General features: G+C 48.6%; 13 protein-coding genes and 1 other RNA gene. 11 read left to right on the forward strand and 3 right to left on the reverse strand.

Translation table 11 applies throughout. The features are described from left to right. Positions 1–97: 97 nt before the first annotated feature. The 4 genes from PJDR2_RS11435 (at position 98) to rnpB (ending at position 3,282) form a co-directional block, all read left to right on the forward strand. Positions 98–937: a hypothetical protein gene (locus PJDR2_RS11435; RefSeq protein WP_015843845.1), complete on the forward strand. Its 840-nt coding sequence runs from the start codon at positions 98–100 to the stop codon at positions 935–937. Next, positions 937–1,725, forward strand: a complete 789-nt coding sequence (locus PJDR2_RS11440; protein WP_015843846.1) for a tRNA (adenine(22)-N(1))-methyltransferase — start codon at positions 937–939, stop codon at positions 1,723–1,725. Before PJDR2_RS11435 ends, PJDR2_RS11440 begins: the two co-directional genes overlap by 1 nt. After that, positions 1,692–2,813 carry a Nif3-like dinuclear metal center hexameric protein gene (locus tag PJDR2_RS11445; RefSeq protein WP_015843847.1) on the forward strand — a complete coding sequence of 374 codons (1,122 nt, stop codon included), beginning with the start codon at positions 1,692–1,694 and terminating at the stop codon, positions 2,811–2,813. Before PJDR2_RS11440 ends, PJDR2_RS11445 begins: the two co-directional genes overlap by 34 nt. Before the next feature lie 64 nt (positions 2,814–2,877). Then, positions 2,878–3,282: RNase P RNA component class A (gene rnpB, locus PJDR2_RS32270), an RNA gene on the forward strand. A 620-nt stretch (positions 3,283–3,902) separates the two neighbouring features. On the opposite strand, the gene PJDR2_RS11450 is transcribed toward rnpB, so the two are convergent. Then, on the reverse strand, positions 3,903–5,768 hold the full coding sequence (locus PJDR2_RS11450; RefSeq protein WP_015843848.1) for a S8 family peptidase: 1,866 nt from the start codon (positions 5,766–5,768) through the stop codon (positions 3,903–3,905). 185 nt (positions 5,769–5,953) lie between these two features. On the opposite strand from PJDR2_RS11450, the gene PJDR2_RS11455 reads away from it, so the two are divergent. From PJDR2_RS11455 to PJDR2_RS11475, 5 genes are all read left to right on the forward strand, one after another. Further along, positions 5,954–6,454, forward strand: a complete 501-nt coding sequence (locus PJDR2_RS11455) for a YpuI family protein (protein WP_015843849.1) — start codon at positions 5,954–5,956, stop codon at positions 6,452–6,454. Between the two features lie 54 nt (positions 6,455–6,508). Beyond that, positions 6,509–6,715, forward strand: a complete 207-nt coding sequence (locus PJDR2_RS11460) for a DUF1540 domain-containing protein (protein ID WP_015843850.1) — start codon at positions 6,509–6,511, stop codon at positions 6,713–6,715. 6 nt (positions 6,716–6,721) lie between these two features. Next, positions 6,722–7,168 (forward strand): hypothetical protein, encoded by a 447-nt coding sequence (locus PJDR2_RS11465; protein WP_015843851.1) that lies wholly within the window; start codon positions 6,722–6,724, stop codon positions 7,166–7,168. 150 nt (positions 7,169–7,318) lie between these two features. Next, positions 7,319–8,113 (forward strand): ABC transporter ATP-binding protein, encoded by a 795-nt coding sequence (locus PJDR2_RS11470; RefSeq protein WP_015843852.1) that lies wholly within the window; start codon positions 7,319–7,321, stop codon positions 8,111–8,113. Continuing rightward, entirely contained in the window at positions 8,098–10,365 is a 2,268-nt protein-coding gene (locus PJDR2_RS11475; RefSeq protein WP_015843853.1) for an alpha/beta hydrolase family protein, read from the forward strand. Before PJDR2_RS11470 ends, PJDR2_RS11475 begins: the two co-directional genes overlap by 16 nt. Positions 10,366–10,419: 54 nt before the next feature. On the opposite strand, the gene PJDR2_RS11480 is transcribed toward PJDR2_RS11475, so the two are convergent. Next, positions 10,420–11,112, reverse strand: a complete 693-nt coding sequence (locus tag PJDR2_RS11480; RefSeq protein WP_015843854.1) for a queuosine precursor transporter — start codon at positions 11,110–11,112, stop codon at positions 10,420–10,422. Positions 11,113–11,372: 260 nt separating this feature from the next. On the opposite strand from PJDR2_RS11480, the gene helD reads away from it, so the two are divergent. Continuing rightward, entirely contained in the window at positions 11,373–13,691 is a 2,319-nt protein-coding gene (gene helD / locus PJDR2_RS11485) for an RNA polymerase recycling motor HelD (protein ID WP_015843855.1), read from the forward strand. 8 nt (positions 13,692–13,699) lie between these two features. Here the strand turns inward: helD and PJDR2_RS11490 are convergent, their stop codons facing one another. Then, positions 13,700–14,278, reverse strand: a complete 579-nt coding sequence (locus tag PJDR2_RS11490) for a helix-turn-helix domain-containing protein (protein WP_015843856.1) — start codon at positions 14,276–14,278, stop codon at positions 13,700–13,702. Between the two features lie 284 nt (positions 14,279–14,562). On the opposite strand from PJDR2_RS11490, the gene PJDR2_RS11495 reads away from it, so the two are divergent. After that, on the forward strand, positions 14,563–14,805 hold the full coding sequence (locus PJDR2_RS11495; RefSeq protein ID WP_015843857.1) for a hypothetical protein: 243 nt from the start codon (positions 14,563–14,565) through the stop codon (positions 14,803–14,805). The last annotated feature ends 39 nt before the right edge of the window (positions 14,806–14,844 follow it).

Genomic DNA, 14,844 nt, shown 5'->3' on the forward strand with positions numbered 1-14,844 from the left:
TAGCTTTAACCGATAAGGACCTTTCTGCTCTTGCAGCAAGGTCTTTTTTTCCAATTGACCCTATCGTCATTCTACCTGAGAGGACAACATAAGGCATATGAATGAAGAGCGACGCCAGATTATCGTCAGAGAAATTGAGCACTGGAGCAGGAGCAAATTGCTGCCGGACCAATATTGTGATTTTCTGCTTAACTTGTATATGGATCATGATCAAGAAGCCAAACGTGAATCCAATCATTCGATTGCCAAAGCGGTAATGGCCGTTCAACAGGCTTCCGGCAAACATTGGCTCCTTACATTTGGTTTTTTTACCTTTATTTCCTTTGTTGTGCTTTATTTTAACGTTTTTCACCCTCTATTGCAAATTGGGGTTTCGGCCGTTGGCGTCATTGGATTGCTATGGTTTGGCGCCCGTTTGAGGCGGCGCCACGAGTCAGCGGGGCTTGCTGTAACCGGTGCAGGCATGTTGTTGATGCTTGGTGCAGGCCTATACATATTAGATCAGCATGAGATGACGGAATGGGGTTGGCAGGCGGGAATGCTTGGTTTTTGCGCGCTGTTCTGGGTAGTATACGGAATTGCGGCAAGAATCCAGCTGCTGCATCTTTGCGGCTGGCTTGCGGGAATAATGGTATATGCATGGCTGCTCGCCAAGTTTACGAAAGCGCCGGAGTGGTATGAATCACAACTGTATTGGATGCCTCTTTCGGTCCTGTTTGGGTGGGGGAGCTGGTTTGTCCATCGTTGGTCCAAGCAGGCGGCCGTGGTTTTATTCGCGGCATGCGCGATTTTGTGGTTTATGCCGGAGTTATACGAAATGATTGTATGGAAAGAACCGGTTATGCTGCAACTGCAGCTTCAGTTGCTCTTAAAGATTGCTGCAGGCGGCGGACTGTTGTTCTTTATGCGAAAACAATGGATGGTGTGGGTTGCTTAATGTTGAAACTATCGAGACGTCTGCAAAGGATTGCAGACTTTGTAACACCGGGCTCGCGTGTAGCGGATATCGGTTCCGACCATGCGCTGCTTCCGGTATTTTTGATTCAATCGGGCAAAGTGCCGTCTGCTATTGCAGGCGAGCTGAATCCCGGTCCTTTCGAAGCTGCACGTAAGCAAGCCGCGGATGCGGGCCTTACCGGCAAGCTGCAGGTCCGCAGAGGGGACGGTTTATCCGTTCTGCAGCCAGGCGAGGCCGATACGGTAACCATTGCGGGAATGGGCGGCAGCTTAATGAGCAGCATTCTTGAAGAAGGTTATTCAGCCGGTAAGCTGGAAGGGGTAAAGGAGCTTGTTCTGCAGCCTAATGTCGGCGAAGAGTTTGTGCGAAGCTGGCTATTGAAGCGCGGTTGGTTCCTTGCGGAAGAGTCCATTCTGGAGGAAGACGATAAAATTTACGAAGTGCTGCATGCCTTTAAATTTGATGAGGCTGAATGGAAGAAACGGAATACGGAAGTGTATGATCCTTCTTTCCTTACACTCCCCACTTATAAGGAGAAGGGGGCTGTGATTCTGGAGAAGATGGGGCCGCATCTGCTTCGTGCACCGCAGGAAGTATTTTTCAAAAAGTGGCGTCTGGAGCTTGATAAGCTTGGCAAGATTATAGCCCAGATGTCCCAATCCGATCTTGAGCAAGCGGAACAGAAGAAGCAGCAATTCCGTGAAGAAATGAATGTAATCGAGGAGGTGCTTCAATGTTTGCAAACGGGCAGACCGTCATCCAAATAATGGAGCAGCTTGCGCCAAAGCATTACGCGGTTGAGAATGACAAAATCGGGCTGCAGCTTGGGACGTTGAATAAGGAGATCCGGAATATCGTTGTAGCATTGGATGTGACGGATGAAGTTGTCGATGAAGCCATTGCCGCAGGAGCAGGGCTTATTATCGCGCATCATGCCATCATTTACCGTCCTTTGGCGAAACTGGATACTTCAACTCCCGCAGGCAGGCTGTATGAGAAGCTGATTAAAAATGATATCGCGGTCTATATTTCGCATACCAATCTGGATGTGGCTGACGGTGGCATTAACGACTGGATGGCCGATCTGGTAGGCATTAAGGCTGAAGGCCGCCAAAGTCTCGAAGAAGTGCATACGGATAAGTTGTATAAGCTGGTTGTTTTTGTCCCGGAGGAGCAGCATGAAAAGGTGCTTCAAGCGATGTTCCAGGCGGGAGCGGGCCATATCGGAGACTACAGCCATTGCAGCTTTAATATCGAAGGAACCGGAACGTTCCTTCCTGGCGAAGGCACGAATCCATTTATCGGCAAGCAGGGACAATTGGAAAAAGCAAAGGAAATCCGCATTGAAACGATTGTTCCGCATAGCGTTCATCGCAAGGTTGTTCAGGCTATGCTGAAAGCTCATCCATATGAAGAGGTCGCTTATGACCTGTATTCTGTTGATCTGAAGGGCAGATCCTTTGGCCTTGGCCGAAGCGGAAAGCTGGAGCAGCCTGTCACCCTTGGCGAATTGGTCGAGAAGGTAAAGGAAGTATTCGAGGTACCTTATGTTCGTCTGGTTGGAGACCCGAACCGAGTCATTAAGAAGGCTGCCGTATTAGGCGGCTCTGGCGGGCGTTACACCCGTCATGCGCAATTTGCCGGTGCGGATGTGCTCATCACGGGAGACGTCGATTACCATACGGCTCATGACGCGCTTGCAGACGGTCTTTCGATTATTGACCCGGGTCATAACGTCGAGAAAATTATGAAGCAGCGTGTAGCCGACTGGCTGAATCAACAGCTTGCAGAACGGAAATATGAGACAAAAGCTGTTTATTCCACCATTAATACGGAGCCTTTCCGGTTCATGTAGCATTTGGGACGATAAAACAGGTTGAGGTTTTGTAAAATACCTTGTATACTTATTCGTGCATCGGAAAGTTTGACAGACAATCGCTGGCGGCCTCGTTGCCGCGAGAGGAAAGTCCGGGCTCCACAGGGCAGGGTGCTGGATAACGTCCAGTCAGCGCGAGCTGAAGGATAGTGCCACAGAAATGGACCGCCGATGGCTGGTTTACACCAGCACAGGCAAGGGTGGAACCGTGGTGTAAGAGACCACGAGGAGTATGGGTGACTATATTCCTGGTAAACCCCACTTGGAGCAAGACCGAGAGAACGTAGCAGCCTAGAGCTGCAGCCTTAGCCCGAGGCTCGTTCGGGTTGGTTGCTTGAGCTGTTTAGCAATGAACAGCCTAGATAGATGATTGTCGCTTCTTCGTGGGAGGGTCGTTCCCGTTAATACCACTTGAAGTACAGAACCCGGCTTACGGCAAACTTTCCGCAACGGACAACAAATTACGCCTCCTGGCATTCGCCGGGAGGCTTTTTTGTTGCTTGTTGCGGAAAGTTTCGGTGGTTGGCTGCTGGGTCGTCGGGGCCGGAGTATCTCTCCTTAGTCGCCAACCCTCTTCCTGCACGACAACAAATAAGCTCCCTTGGCTTATGCAAACGAGCTTATTTGTTTACCTCAAACCGATGGTCGCCTCGCAAAGCCCGTGCTTGCTACAGCCAAGGCTAAGGTGCACCTTAGCCTTGGCGGGCTCGGCTAGGTTGCACGAAATGCAGGATAATTCCATGTAGCTGCGAGGGAGGGGAGATACATTGCATTAACTGCAGGATATTCCACTGTAAAGGCTTATAAACCGCATATTTGGAGAAATATACTGCATTTCATGCAATATAAGACCGATTACAGGTAAAAAAGAGCTTAATATACTGCATTTCGTGCAAGGTGAGCAGTTTAAAGTCACTTCAAAATCGCTTCAAAAGAAAAGCATCCTCGGCGAAATGCCAGAGGATGCTTTCCATTTCTATAAAAATGAACGGCGGGAGTTGAGGGTAAAGGCAAGTTTGTTCTGGAAGAGTTTAGAGTTTACGTCCCGTCCCGAGCGATCTGCCGTTCTTAGCTCCCCGTGTTATACCGCCGGCTAATCGCCTCCAGGCGACGTTCGGTTTGGCTTGGGAAGTTCTGCAGGGCAGTGGTGTAGTTCGAAGCAGACTTCAGTGCCTTGTCTACGTCGATCAAGCCGTAGCCGTAATAGTTGTCTTTGCCTTTGTTGCCAAGGTCAATGGCGGATTTGCGCATAATGTCCATAACCTCTTCATTATTGAGGTCGGGGTTTATCGAGCGAATCAAGCCGGCTAATGCTGCGACATGCGGGCTGGCCATTGAGGTGCCCGATAAGGCCGCATATTGGCTACCCGGATAAGTGCTGGCGATGCTGTCGCCAGGTGCCGCAACGTCAATGTAATCGCCATAGTTCGAGAATGAAGCTTTGTTTTTCGCCGCATCCGTTGCCGCGACTGCAAACACTTCCGGATATGCAGCCGGGTAACCTGGCCGGTCCGTATTGTCATTGCCGCTGGCTGCAACCATCACGACGTCATGATCGTAAGCATACTTAATTGCATCGTGCAGGAACTCAGCCTGCGCATAGTTGCCAAGACTCATATTAATAACTTTGGCGCCATGGTCGGTAGCCCAGATAATCCCTTGCGCGACCGAATAGGTAGATCCTGCGCCGCTGCTGTCGAGCACTTTAACCGGCATAATTTTGTTATACCAGGAGATACCCGCAACACCTTCGCCATTGTTGACGGTAGCGCCAATAATACCTGCTACATGGGTACCGTGACCAACATCGTCATTCGGAGCGGCATTCGTATCCACGATGTTTGTGCCATTGAGCAGTTTGCCCTTCAAATCCGGATGATCGGCTTGGACGCCGGTGTCCAGAATGGCAACAATAACCTTGTCATTCCCTTTGGATAAGCCCCAGCCTTTTTCGGTTTCGATGGAAGGCAGATTCCACTGGTATTGGGAATACAGAGCGTCGTTAGGAGTAATGATGTCGGCAGTGTTATCCGCCGTTTCGTTCGTCAGGTACAGATAATGTGGCTCGACGTATTCGGTTTTCCAGGATTTTTGGAAGTAATGCACCATTTTGTCGGCATCCATGTTCTTGGAACGGAATACGTAGGTATCGCCAATGCGCTGAATTTTATCGGCATTGATTTTTTGTTTGATTTGTTCTAATTGCTGGGTTGTCAGCTTATCCTGAAAATGTACAACCACATCCTTGACGTGATAATGGCTGGCATTGCCATTGTCTTCGCCATCCCGTACTGTCGTTTCGCGGTTGGTGTTAGGTTCAACCGATTCAATCCGGTAGTTGCCTTCTGCTGGATAAGGTACAAGCCGCAAATTCCGTTTTTGATGGCGTTCGACCTGCATAACGATATCCTGGTTGATGACACCTACGACACCAATACCGTTATTTTTGCCGCTAGGTACTCCAAGCACCATGTACCGGCTGCCGGTTTCGCTCATGAACGGCTTTGAGTGATAAGGCTGGCTGGCTTTTATTTTAGCTTTTGCCTCTTCAACATATTGTGCAGCTGTTTTGTCCGGGAGCGCGCCGCGGTCCACGCTTCGCTTGCCATTGATCCAGCTGATGTAGACCATGTGTTTATGCATGTTCATCAAATGGGCGACCTTATCGGTCTGGGCCTTCATCGTGCCCTCTTTGGTTTCGTTGTTCATCAGCTTGCGGAATTCCTTGCTGCATTCCGTTGTACAGAGCAGAGCGGTTGCGTCCATATCTTTGTTTAAGGTTTTTACTTTTAGAGTTTTTTCCTGATGTGCCGAGAAATTTCTTACTTCGGATTCAGGAGCTTTCCGGTCATTAAAAATATATCGTGTACCGGGTACGACAATGGCTACCAGTGCAATAACGGCACAAATACCAACCCATTTTCTCGCATTCATTGTTTCTCGTCCTTTCATCGCTATGCCAGCTTAGTTGCAACACTAATGGATAGGTTGCGCATCGTATGGCCGAAAATATGCGCCGAACAATGTCTGAACCGCCAGTACCAAACCAATGTAATTTGTGGTATCATGTTGTTGATGCCTTAGTTTTTTTGTCGTAGTAGAAGAAAGGGGAACTACCTATGCCATCGACCAATGCGAAATCGCTTAGTGAAACATCGCGTACAAAGTTAAAAGATGCAATCAATCAATTGGAATCGTTTCTTAACCAGTATTCGCTAAACCAATTAGTCGGCGAAGAAACTGGAGATGAAGCACAAACGTTTTACAAAGGCCTCTTGTCTGATTTGAGACATCTGTTGGTCTTCTCTGAAGTCTCGGTTGAGAAACTTGGAGTACTGCTCAGACGGCCAAATTTCGATAACGATTTTGCTGAACGCGCCTTGTACGATGTTTACCATCAGTGCGTGAATGCCTTCTTCTATCCGAAGAATGAATGTTATTCGGAAGACGGCCGTTATGCTTACACCGGACAAGACGCCATCCGTTTCCGCTTCAAGCCTGTCCGCCACGCGCGTGACATCGTCCTCAGCGTTTCCAAAATTTACGAAGAGCTCCGCGACGAGCTGGCGTATTATGAGAATGATTACATGACCCAGCGCCGTATGCAGGGGCAAAAATAGGACGGAATGAATCACTTTCGATCAGGGAAACTTGATATCGGAGGTGATTTTTTTATGCCGAAAGGTGTAACCTGCAGCGTGTCCAATTGCGGCTTCTGGAAAGAGGGCAACAATTGCAATGCTGATGCCATTTCCATCGACATTGATCAGCATGCTGACTTCAACGAAGAATTCGCAGCTGACGATCTTGGGCTTTATCATCAGGATCAAGCTGCGGAATCATCCGCTACCTGCTGCCACACTTTTAAACCGAAGGAGTGACGGGGAATGGATCAACGAGGGGTAAAAATCACGGATCGTCACAAGAACGATTATCCGCAATACGAAGTGGCTGCACCCAATGCGATGCCGGATTTGAACGGCGGTAAAGTGGAAGAATGGGCTAACGAAAATAACGTGGGCAACGTCCACGAAGAAATGGCAGCGGATTTCGCTGTAGGCAGCCCAGTCTCCTATGTACCGAGAGAACAGAAAATCGAAGAAGCGGCAGATGCGGTGGAGTCCGGGGGAACAGCCCTTGGATGGGTAGCGCTTGTATTCGCGGCAGCATCCTGGTTCCTGTGGCCGGTGGTGTTGGGCATCACTTCAGCTGTATTGGGCTTTATTGCTTTCCGTCAGGGAGCAAGGGCGCTTGGCGGCTGGGCGATGGCGGTTGGTCTTATCGCTGTACTGCTTTCATTAGTTATTGTTCCATTTTATTACGCGGTCACCTGAAGAATTAGCCTTGGCAGCAACTGCTGCCAAGGCTTTTTTATGTTTTCCGATATTACATACGGAAAAGAATTAATGGACTGTCAATAACTTTGGATTGCCGCTCTGCCCGATTTTACCTATAATTTATAGATGTATGGGAGGGAACAACCGATGATTATTGATATTCAGCAGGCTAGTTGGGAACGTGGGGACAAGCAGGTCCTTCATAATATTAATTGGAAGGTTCAGCCAAACGAGCACTGGTGCTTACTGGGCTTGAACGGTTCCGGAAAAACAACACTTCTCAATATGATTAACGGCTATATTTGGCCAACCAGCGGTCAACTTTCGGTGCTTGGCAAAAAATTTGGAGAATACGATTTACGTGAGCTGCGCAAAAGCATCGGCTGGGTAAGTACCTCACTTCAGCAAAAGCTCTATGGCAGCGAGAATGCCATCAACATTGTATTAAGCGGTAAGTTCGCTACGATTGGACTTTACGATCATACAAATGAAGAGGATCGAGACCAGGCGCTTACCTTGCTGACGAGTCTGGGCTGTGCTTATTTGGCCGAACGCACCTATGATACGATGTCGCAAGGCGAGCGCCAGCGCGTCCTGATTGCAAGAGCATTAATGGCAAAGCCTAAGTTGCTAATACTGGACGAGCCATGTACAGGGCTTGACGTTTTCGCGCGAGAGCAGTTGTTAACTATGATTCATAAGGTGGCAAAAGACGGCCCTACCATTATATATGTCACGCATCATGTGGAAGAAATATTGCCTTGTTTCAGTCATACGCTATTGATTAAGCAAGGCGAAGTTTTTGCTGCAGGAGCTACCAACGATGTATTAACCTCTGAGAGAATGAGCCGTTTCTTTGATGTTCCGGTAGAGATTGAACGCCGTGATGGCCGGAATTGGCTGTTCGTCAAGCAATCGGAGTCGCTATGGAACTCGAATTAGTTCAATCGCATTTGCAGCCCGAGCCGGAACCGCGAGGAAAGAGACTTCTTGATTGGCTTCGTGCCAGAATAGGCAACCGGCTCGAATACGATGGTCCGCTCTGGCGTTCAGGGGCAGCGGGGCTCCTGCTGTTCGGCTCCGCAGCAATAATAACCATCGCATTAGGCATGCCGACCGGTTTTGGGACGTTTATCGACGTAGGGGCATTTGTGCTTGCGAATGCAGTGGCCTTATTGATCGCTTCACAGCTTATTGCTATTATCCTGTCGCTGATGTATGTGCCGGTACCGCGGTTATTTGCCGGCTTCCTGATCTATGTCGGCTTTGAATGCTATTATATTTTGTATTACTCGGATTTTGAAATTTTAAATTCGATTCTATGCGCCGTTTTCTATACGATAATTGGCGCTGTAGTTGGAATACTGATCGGCTGGTTCAGCAGAAGCCGATTACGTTTGATGTCCGGCATAATACTTGCCGCCTTGATGGTGTCCGGTGTTTTTATATGGCTGAAAGAGCCTTATGGCGGCGGGCATGCGGCGGCAGTATTCGCTGGTGCGGAGGAGACGGGAGCTTCCGAAGTTGCCGCAATCGACGCGGATAACCCTGGCGAGCCTGGCAGCTATAGCTATCGGTTCTTCACTTATGGCAGCGGAACAGACAAGCAGCGCAAGGAGTTTGGAAAAGGCGCTGAGCTGATCTCCGCATCAGTGGATGCTTCCGATTACATTAAAAACTGGTATTGGATGAAGGAAAGGTTTTGGGGCTTTGATGAAGAGAAGCTGCCGCTGAACGGCCGGGTATGGATGCCCGACGGGGATGGCCCGTTTCCTCTCGTCCTGATGGTTCATGGCAATCATCTGATGGAAGATTTTTCGGATGCCGGTTACGACTATTTGGGCAAGCTGCTTGCTAGCCGCGGATATATCGCTATCTCGGTAGACGAGAATTTCTTGAATTATTCGACTTGGTCGGGTATCCCCGATAATGATTTTAAAGTCAGAGCCTGGATGCTGCTCAAACATATTCAACAGATTCAAACGTTTAGCGAAAAGCCGGATAGTGCGTTTTATAATAAGGTGGATTTCTCCAATATTGCGCTCATCGGACATTCCCGCGGCGGTCAGGCTGTAGCAATGGCGGCCGACCCGGATACCTGGTTTGCCGGCGACCGGACGCTGGACAGTCTGAATAAAGAGCAGGTTCGTATTCAAACGGTAATCGCTCTTGCTCCCACGGATAAAGCAATTGATAACAAGTCAGCTAACTTATCCGATGTGAACTATCTGGTCCTGCAAGGAGCCAGAGACGGAGATGTGAACGACTTTTACGGAGACCGGCAATATATTCGGACAAGCTTTTCTCCGGGTTCCGGTTACATGAAAGCTTCCGTTTATTTGTCTGAGGCGAATCACAGCCGGTTTAATACCGAGTGGGGTACGATGGACGAACGTCCGCCAGGCGGTCTGTTCCTAAGCCAGCGAGGAATGATGGAGCCCTCAGAGCAGCAGGAAGCTGCGCAAGTCTATGTATCGGCATTCCTGGAAACAACGCTGCACCAACAGGAGGAGTATATCCCGCTGCTGCAGGATTACCGTACTGGCCTTGACTGGCTGCCCGATTCCACGGCTTATGTGTCCAGATATGAAGACTCGAGCTTTGATGCGATTGCAAGGTACGACGAAGACCGTAACAAGACAACGCTGCCGGAGGGCGGGAAGCTTGAAGAGGATAACCTGAAATCCTGGGATGAGCTGGACGTGAAGGATCGGGATCACAATAATAAAGGAACAGTTGGTGCGCAGGTCGAGTGGCTTGAGGACAGCTCTTATACATTATCATTAGCCGAGCCATTCTCGCTTGCAAGCGCAGCCGAAGCGAATCGGATGTTCACTTTCTCTCTTGCCAATCTGGCGTCGCAGCTTGATCCTGACCATCAGGATTCCGTTCCGCAGATTCAGATCGAGCTGTTGTCAACGGAAGGAGATACCATTATTCTTCCGCTGAATGCGTATATGCCGGTTCAGCAGCCTTTCGTTACAACGTACACCATTATTCCTTGGCTTGAGAAGACTATTAAGAGCGGTAAGTATAAGCATGACACGGAGTCGGTATTCCAGACGTTCCGGGTACCGCTCAATGACTTTGCCGACGCGGTGGACAACAAAGACTTATCCATCAGCGAGATTACATTCCGCTTTATTGGCGGTCCGGGCAAAATCATGCTTGATGATATTGGATTATCCAATTAAGTTTACCAAAAAGAGCTCCTTGACCAGGAGCTCTTTTTGGCGCATTAAATTAAGTTATTCTTCCTTAAACGTAAATCGTCTTGCTGCATACAAGAACGGAGTAGAAAAAAGGGATACGATAAATTTAATGACGTAGGTCGAGAGGAAGACCGAAACCCATACGCTGCCTTCCAGTGTACCGGCAAATGCTATGGTGCAGAAGATAAGGGTATCTACAAATTGGCTGATAACCGTACTGCCGTTATTACGGATCCATAGCTGTCCCGGGGCAGGAAACACCTTCTTAAGAATGGAATAGATCCTCACGTCGAGAAACTGGCTGACGAAATACGCGCATAAGCTTCCGAGCGCGATTTGCGGCATTAGCCCAAATATCATGTGCAGGGCATCATTGGTGTCATGGGCAAGCTCGGAGCTGTCCGGATTGAAGACAAGCGCCATCTGCATAATGATCGTTGAGGCAATCAACGTAAAGAAGCCGAACCATACCGCTTTTTTGGCCGCGCGCTCCCCATACTTCTCGTTGAGCAGATCGGATGCCAGATAGATGGTGCCATACATCGTATTGCCAAGCGTAATTACGATATCAAAGGGCATTTCGACGGTTTTGACAACTTGTACATTCGCCAGTACGGTTGCCATGCCGATCCAGGCATAAATACCCACGCGGCCAAATAACCGGTAAGAGATCAGAAATAAAGCAAAATGGACGAGCATAAATAGCGCGCCAAACCACAAATTAAACATATTGCCTCCCTGTAGGTCTCGATATGAAGGATGTGATGCATTGAACTTGCAGCAGGGCATCACAAGGTGTATGATAGATTTTCTGCCTTTGACATTATAATCGCTTGTTATCAGGGGATCAATACAATTCTCCGGATTGAAACGCGCGCTCCCGCCTAAGGACGGCGCAGCCGTTTCACCTTGACAGGCAGATTTTGTTACAATGGTAACGAACTTTTTATGGTTATTCGCGTAAATACGCTTGAAGGAGAGGATTAATCATGCAGGACGAGCAGCGAATGGAGGAGCAGAAGCGAGTAGACCGCGTAATGCGGCTGATTCGCGAGCAGCTAGGCAAGCTGCTGCAAAGCTCGAGCGGTATGCGGGAAGATATCGTGGATATCCGGAAAAATTTCTGGGACGACGTTACGCTGAATTTCGAGGATGCGGCTGAAGCGGCGGAATCCGCTGCAAGCTTGAAGCAGCAGGCTGAGGTTCTTGCGGAGCGGGAGCACAGCCACAGGCATGCATCGCAGCAAGTTAAGCTGCTGCGAAAACTTGAGCAGACCCCATACTTCGGGCGTGTTGATTTTATAGAAAATGGAAGCTCCGAGGAAGAGAAGATCTATCTTGGAGTTGGCTCCATGCTGGATGAGAGCGGGTCGGACTATTTGATTTACGACTGGCGTGCGCCGGTCTCGAGTCTCTATTACGATTATTCGCCGGGTACTGCCCAATATGATACTCCTACCGGATCGATAGAAGGCCAGATGACGCTGAAGCGCCAATATGTCATTCGCCGAGGTCAAATTGCCGGTATGTTCGATACGGGCGTCACTATTGGCGACGAGCTGCTGCAAGAGGTGCTTGGCAAGCATTCGGATGCCCAGATGAAGAGCATTGTAGCTACGATTCAACGGGAACAAAACCAGATCATCCGCAATGAGCGGGCAAGACTATTGATCGTTCAAGGAGCAGCCGGAAGCGGTAAAACCTCAGCGGCGCTGCAGCGTGTAGCCTACCTGCTTTACCGTTACAGGGGATCGCTTCAAGCCGATCAAATCGTCTTGTTCTCGCCGAACCCGATGTTTAACAGTTATGTCGCGACGGTTCTTCCGGAACTTGGCGAACAGAATATGCAGCAAACAACTTACCAGCAATACCTCGAGCATCGCATTGGGCAATCGTTTGCGCTGGAGGACCCGTTTGCTCAGATGGAATATACGCTTGGAAGCATGGATGATCCGGATTATGAGACGCGTATCGCCTCCATTCGACATAAATCGGGCGCATCCTTCATGAAAGTGATTGAGCGTTATGTAGATACGCTTGGTGATTCGGGTTTATTGTTTAAAGCAATCAAGTTCCGGGGGCGTAAGTTGATTACCGCGGAAGCCATTGAACAGCATTTTTACAGCTTGGACAAAAGCTTTACGATTCCGAACCGGTTCAAGATGACAGCCGATTGGCTGCTGAAGGAGCTGACCCGGTTAAGCAAGGAAGAACGGAAGAAACAATGGGTAGAAGACGAGATGGAACTGCTGGATAAAGAAGCCTATATCCACGCGTTTAATGAGTTAAACCGCAAAGAACGCTATACCTCGGACTCCTTTGATGATTTTGACCGCGAAAAAGACGTGCTGGCTACAATGATCGTTCAGGAAAGATTCAAACGTTTGCGGAGCCGTGTGAAGAAACTAAGATTTGTCGACACGCAGACCTTATACCTTCGATTATATGAAAGCGGGCAGGCTCCATGGCTAGAAAGTCGGCCTGAATGGGAGGCGATCCGCAGGCTTACCTTGGATCAGCTTAACCGTGGAATACTTACTTATGAAGACGCAACACCTTACTTATATATGAAGGATTTAATTGAAGGCTTCCAGACCAATACATCGGTAAGGCATCTGTTTATCGATGAAGCGCAGGATTATTCGCCATTCCAGTTCTATTATATGAAGAGAGTTTTCCCGATGGCAAAGATGACGGCGCTTGGCGACCTGAATCAGTCGATATTTGCACATGCAGCTTTGGGGAATGGATTTGATCCGCTGGGAGAGCTGTACAGTAATGAAGAGACTGAGACAATAGTACTGTCTCGCAGCTATCGTTCGACAAAACAAATTGTCGAATTTACGAGTGGGATGATTGAGGGCGGAAGTCGAATTGTGCCGTTTAATCGTAACGGTGATGAACCTACGGTAACGGCTGTTGCGGACGAATCGGAGCTGAACGGGATGATCGCGGAGAGAATCCGACGCCTGCAAGAGGAAGGCGCAAATTCCATTGCGGTCATTTGCAAGACTGCGGAGGAAAGCCGGACAGCTTATGAGGCATTGGAGCAGCATTGTCCTGGAATGCGGCTAATTGAGAAAGAGACGGTAACCTTCGAGAACGGCACCGTCGTTATTCCTTCTTATTTGGCTAAAGGCGTGGAGTTTGATGCCGTTATACTGTATAACGCTTCAAGCAGCGTTTATGGCAGAGAGAGCGAGCGCAAGTTGTTCTATACCGCTTGCACCCGCGCGATGCATGAGCTGCATCTGTACTATCTCTCGGAACCGACTCCATTCTTGACGCAAGCCTTGTCCAAAAAATAAGTCAGCGATTACCGGCCGTTACGGACTTCCGGCCAGATATCGCTGACTGCAACCTGCAGTTCTCCTGCAATAAGCTCAGCCGTTAACCGGTTGGGCTTTTGTATATGTCCATTTCTAAGCTTGGAGATAGTCTGCAAGGAAATATTCGTCGCGGCAGCCATCTGGTTAGCGCTTATATCCCGCTTGGCCATCCACATCTTAAGCCGTTTGGAAGAGTCATAGACTTGCTTGATCGCCGTTAACGGCTCTTCTTGCGCATATGCGCTCTTATCCCCGAAGATGATCAGCGCATATCTGGCTTCGTCCTGATCGGATATGGTCAGAGCCCGAAATTCCAGATGGACGGCAATCTCATCTTGTTTAGCGGATGTCAGGAATGTCTCCTGCGTAAAATGCAAGCTGCAGTCGCAAGGCAAATAATTGGCTATAAGCAGCTCGATCGACATTCCCTTCAGCTGCTCCTGTCTATATCCGGAAAGCCTGCAGAAGGCTTCATTCGTTTCATGGATCGTTGTTGCTGCTCTTGATACCCGAATAAGCACCATGGGCTGATCGAGTATTTGGAAGATTTGGTAAAAGGCTATCAAAATTGGTCCTCCTTAATTCCAAGCGCGCCAATGCACAAAATCGAGTATAAGCTTTAAGCTTGTGCTATACAATAGCTTTGCTATATTTAACAAAATCGTCAAGAATAAATGCGGTTTGGTTTAATAAATTAAACTTGCTGGCATGAAACGGATCAAACATGCGGAAGCTGTCATTTCTATGACAAAATGATAGAGTGTTCAGCTAACAGCGAGTTTTGTGTGATTCTATGTTCTCGGGTAATATAAGAAAACGCAGGTTTGAAACTTAGGGGGAAACAGACAACATGAAAACATGCGGGATCGATGATTGCTCCAAACCGGTCAAGGCAAGAGACCTGTGCTCCATGCACCATCAACGCCTGATGAGACATGGCGATCCTAACACCGTTATGCCTCGCAGGACTAAGAAACTGGTCAATTGCAGCTGGATCAATTGTTCAAGTCAAGCCGTATCGAAAGGATTGTGTGTTAAGCATTATTACATCAACCGCGTATTAAAGAAAAATGAGCAGATTGATGTAAGATAACATAACATCCATTTTCTGAAAATGGGGTGTTTATTTTCA

This window comes from Paenibacillus sp. JDR-2 (assembly GCF_000023585.1).
Taxonomy (GTDB): Bacteria; Bacillota; Bacilli; order Paenibacillales; family Paenibacillaceae; genus Pristimantibacillus.